Here is a 3,383-nt window from a genome sequence, read left to right on the forward strand (position 1 = left end):
AGCACCACCCGTGCCGTCCTTCCAGCAGTTCCGCCTCCCCGACGCCGGCGAGGGCCTGACCGAGGCCGAGATCGCCGCCTGGCACGTCGCCGTCGGCGACACCGTGGCGATCAACCAGACGATCGTGGAGATCGAGACCGCGAAGTCGCTCGTCGACCTGCCGAGCCCGTTCGCGGGCGTCGTGTCGCGGCTGCTGGTCGAGGAGGGCGCGACGGTCGAGGTCGGCACCCCGATCATCGAGATCGACACCGACCCGACCGGGGACGCCCCGGCGGACGCCGCCCCCGGCGTCGGGCCCGAGGTGCCGGTGCACGGGCCGACGTCGGACGCCGACCCGGTGCAGGCCGGCGCCCCGGTGGCGCGGCACGCGTCGGCACCCGGCGAGGGTGACGGCGCCGAGGCCGAGGAGCCGGGCGGTGCGGTGCTCGTCGGCTACGGCACGGCCGCCGCCCCGACCGCGCGCCGCGCCCGGTTCACCTCCGCCGAGGGCGACGTCGACGCGGGCGCCGCCGGGCCGGAGGCCACCGACGCGGGCGCCGCCCCGGTGCGGCCCGCGACCGCCGGGCCGGGCGCCTCCCGGGGCAGCACGACCCCGGCCCCCGCCCCGTCGGCCGCCATGCCCACCGTCCGCCCGGGCGCCGTGCCGACCGGCGAGCCCGCCGCCGTCTCCGGCCGCCGGGCCCTGGCGAAGCCGCCGGTGCGCAAGCTCGCCCGCGACCTCGGCGTCGACCTCGACTCCGTCGTGCCGACCGGCCCCGGCGGGATCGTCACCCGGGAGGACGTGCTCGCGCACCAGGCCGCCGCCGAGGCGCGCGTCCTCGCGACCTACCCGGCCGACGACCAGCCGTGGCTCGCGTCCGGCACGGTCTCGCCCGACGGCCGGCAGACCCGCGTGCCGGTGAAGTCGGTCCGCAAGCGCACCGCCGAGGCGATGGTGACCTCCGCGTTCACCGCACCGCACGTGACCGTGTTCCAGACCGTCGACGTGACCCGCACGATGAAGCTCGTCCAGCGGCTGCGCCAGGACAAGGAGTTCGCGGACGTCCGGGTCACCCCGCTGCTGATCGCCGCGAAGGCGCTGCTGCTCGCCGTCCGCCGGCACCCGGACGTGAACGCGTCCTGGGACGAGGCCGCGCAGGAGATCGTCTACAAGCACTACGTGAACCTCGGCATCGCCGCGGCGACCCCGCGCGGGCTGGTCGTGCCGAACATCAAGGACGCGCACCGGCTCGGGCTGCACGACCTGGCGCAGGGCCTCGCGGACCTCACCTCCACGGCGCGGGCCGGCAAGACCACGCCGCGCGACATGGCCGACGGCACGATCACGATCACCAACGTCGGCGTGTTCGGCATCGACACCGGCACCCCGATCCTCAACCCGGGCGAGGCGGCGATCCTGGCGTTCGGCGCCATCCGCGAGCAGCCCTGGGTGCACAAGGGCAAGATCAAGGTCCGGCACGTCACGCAGCTCGCGCTCAGCGTCGACCACCGCCTCGTGGACGGCGCGCTCGGCTCGATGGTGCTGGCGGACGTCGCCGCGGTGCTGGAGGACCCGGCGCAGGCGCTGGTCTGGGGCTGAGCGCCGGGCCGCGCGCTCGGCGGGAGGTCAGCCGTCCAGGCGCGCGGCCACGTCCGCCGGGAAGCCGCCGGTGGCGACCGGGCCCCAGCGGGTCGGCGTGACGCGGATCAGGCTCTTGCCCTGCACCCGCATGGCCGCGCGGTACTCGTCCCAGTCGGGGTGCTCGCCGGCGATGCACCGGTAGTAGTCGACCAGGGCGTCCTCGGCCTCGGGCATGTGCAGCACCTCGGCGTCGCCGTCGACCTGCACCCAGGCGTCGTTCCAGTCGTCCGACAGCACCAGCACGGACACCCGGGGGTCGCGCTCGGCGTTCACGGTCTTGGCGCGGCCGGGGTAGGTGGAGATGACGATGCGGCCCTGGTCGTCGACGCCGCCGCTCACCGGGGAGATCTGCGGGCGGCCGTCGCGCCGGGTGGTCGCGAGCAGCAGGTGGTGCCGGGTCCGGACGAAGTCCAGGAGACCGGGCAGGTCGACGGTGGTGTTCGACGCGATGGAGCGGGCCATGACCCGACCCTAGGCCGGGCGGGGTGCGCCCGCCTCGCGCAGCAGGTCCACCGTGAGGGGCGCGAGCGGCAGCAGCGCGGCCTCGGCGGGCGTCACCCAGACAGCCTCGGCGATCTCGGCGGTCGGCACCGCGCCGGTCACCCCGTCCACCGCGAACACGTGCGCCTCGAGGTGGTGCCCCGGCTCGTTGGCGGCGGGCGCGTCCCGGCGGCCGAGGTCCCGGACCCGCGCGGGGTCGACGACCACGGCGAGCTCCTCGCCGATCTCCCGCACCACCGCGGCGCGCGGGTGCTCGCCCGGCTCGATCTTGCCGCCGGCCTGCATGTACGCGGTGGTGTCGCGCTTGCGGACGAGGAGCCACCGGCCCGCGTCGTCGACGATGACCGCCGCGGCGATCCGGAGGACGGGCTGTGCGTCGGTCACGGCGCTCATCCTGCCCCCGTCCGGTGCCCGGGCGCGGCCGACGTCCACGCGTCGCCGGTCAGCACGACGCTGTCGAGCAGGCGCACGCCGCAGTGCGCGGCCGCCTCTGCCACCGTCGCGGCGGTCCGGGCGTCGCCCGGGTAGGCCTCCGGGTCCTCGGGGTCGTGCCGGTGCGCGAGCGCGAGCGTGACCCCGCCGCGGCGCAGCGTCTCCGCGAGCACCTCCCGGACCGCGAACGGCTCGGCGTGCGCGGCGGCGCCCGGGACCACGACGGCACCGAGCAGCCGGGCCGCCCGGTCGCCGGCGACCGCCACCACCCGCCCGTCGGCGGGTCCGGCGAGCAGCGGCGCGGCCAGCCGCGCGACGTCGGCCGGGGTGCGGACGCTCGCGCGGCGGTCGGTCGACGTGCCGAACCGGCGGGCCAGCGCGAGCGCCGCGACGACGCGGGTCGCCTTGGCCGGGCCGACGCCGGGGGAGCGGAGCAGGGCGGGCGGGTCCGCGAGCGCGAGGCCCGTCAGGCCGCCGTGCGCGACCAGCAGGTCGCGGGCGGTGTCGAGGGCGCTGGCGCCGCGCCGGCCGGAGCCGAGCAGCAGCGCGACGAGCTCGACGTCGGACAGGGCGTCGGCGCCCAGGCGCAGCATCCGCTCGCGCGGGCGCTGGTCCGGGTCGAGGTCGGCGAGCATCGGGTTCCTCACCTCCTCGACCCTAGGTGCGCCGGAGGCCCCCGGACCGGTTGTCCACAGGCCGGGTCCAGCCGTCCGCGGCCGCGAGCGGCCAGCGGGTGATCCGCGCCACCCCGGGCGCGGTCGGGTGCGCCGCCGGGTGATGATGGAGGCGTGATCCCCTCCGAGCGCCCGACCCCTGCCCCCGCGCCCGG

At 77.4% G+C, this 3,383-nt stretch carries 4 protein-coding genes; 1 reads left to right on the forward strand and 3 read right to left on the reverse strand.

All coding sequences use genetic code 11. From position 1 onward, the window contains the following. Positions 1 to 10: 10 nt before the first annotated feature. Positions 11 to 1,579, forward strand: coding sequence for a dihydrolipoamide acetyltransferase family protein (locus G6556_RS17800; protein ID WP_166944347.1), 1,569 nt, complete (start codon positions 11 to 13; stop codon positions 1,577 to 1,579). A gap of 27 nt (positions 1,580 to 1,606) precedes the next feature. On the opposite strand, the gene G6556_RS17805 is transcribed toward G6556_RS17800, so the two are convergent. Genes G6556_RS17805 through G6556_RS17815 form a run of 3 tightly spaced genes read right to left on the reverse strand, consistent with a single transcriptional unit; the run spans position 1,607 to position 3,201 of the window. Continuing rightward, a complete protein-coding gene (locus G6556_RS17805; RefSeq protein WP_166944343.1) occupies positions 1,607 to 2,083 on the reverse strand; it encodes a PPOX class F420-dependent oxidoreductase in 477 nt (158 codons plus the stop codon). Between the two features lie 9 nt (positions 2,084 to 2,092). Further along, a complete protein-coding gene (locus tag G6556_RS17810) occupies positions 2,093 to 2,515 on the reverse strand; it encodes an NUDIX domain-containing protein (RefSeq protein ID WP_205693707.1) in 423 nt (140 codons plus the stop codon). Then, the gene (locus tag G6556_RS17815) at positions 2,512 to 3,201 is read right to left on the reverse strand and encodes a UPF0758 domain-containing protein (RefSeq protein WP_166944345.1); all 690 of its coding nucleotides are present in this window, start codon (positions 3,199 to 3,201) and stop codon (positions 2,512 to 2,514) included. The genes G6556_RS17810 and G6556_RS17815 overlap by 4 nt, the downstream gene beginning before the upstream one ends. Positions 3,202 to 3,383: the final 182 nt, after the last annotated feature.

Origin of the sequence: Cellulomonas sp. IC4_254 (assembly GCF_011603975.1) — a bacterium.
In the GTDB taxonomy this organism is placed as follows: Bacteria; Actinomycetota; Actinomycetes; order Actinomycetales; family Cellulomonadaceae; genus Cellulomonas.

Coding starts and splice junctions, on each gene's coding strand:
- G6556_RS17805 (WP_166944343.1), bottom strand. CDS start 2,083: ATGGCCCGCTCCATCGCGTCGAACACCACCGTCGACCTGCCCGGTCTC.
- G6556_RS17810 (WP_205693707.1), bottom strand. CDS start 2,515: ATGAGCGCCGTGACCGACGCACAGCCCGTCCTCCGGATCGCCGCGGCG.